The organism is Gemmiger formicilis, assembly GCF_016901605.1.
GTDB classification, from domain to species: Bacteria; Bacillota; Clostridia; order Oscillospirales; family Ruminococcaceae; genus Gemmiger; species Gemmiger formicilis_B.
In genome coordinates, this window is record NZ_JACJKP010000478.1 from 1 (window position 1) to 404 (window position 404).

Consider the following 404-nt stretch of genomic DNA (forward strand, 5'->3'; position numbering starts at 1 on the left):
AATACCATGACCATGGCCATCTATGAACGGACCCGGGAAATCGGCGTCATGAAGGTGCTGGGCTGTGAGCTGGGCAATATCCGTACCATGTTCCTGCTGGAAAGTTCCTGCATCGGGTTCCTGGGCGGATTGCTGGGTGTAGGCATCAGCCTGCTGGTCAGCTTTGTGCTCAATCACCTGACCCTGATTTTGTCGGTGTTCGGCCAGACCATTGATCTGTCCGGCCTGATGGGCAACAGTATGTTCTATGGGGGTATGTCCAGTACCATCTCGGTGATACCGCCCTGGCTGATGCTGGCGGCCCTGGTGTTTGCTACCCTGGTGGGCCTGATCTCGGGTATTCTGCCCGCCAATAACGCTGTAAAAATCAGCGCCCTGGAAGCCATCCGCCACGACTGATGCAG

Annotated in this window: 1 protein-coding gene; it reads left to right on the top strand. The window is 56.4% G+C overall.

Annotated elements, in window-relative coordinates:
* Positions 1–399, top strand: a 399-nt coding sequence (locus H6B10_RS15530) for an ABC transporter permease (protein ID WP_204652366.1), incomplete at its 5' end; no start/stop codon positions are given.
* Positions 400–404: the final 5 nt, after the last annotated feature.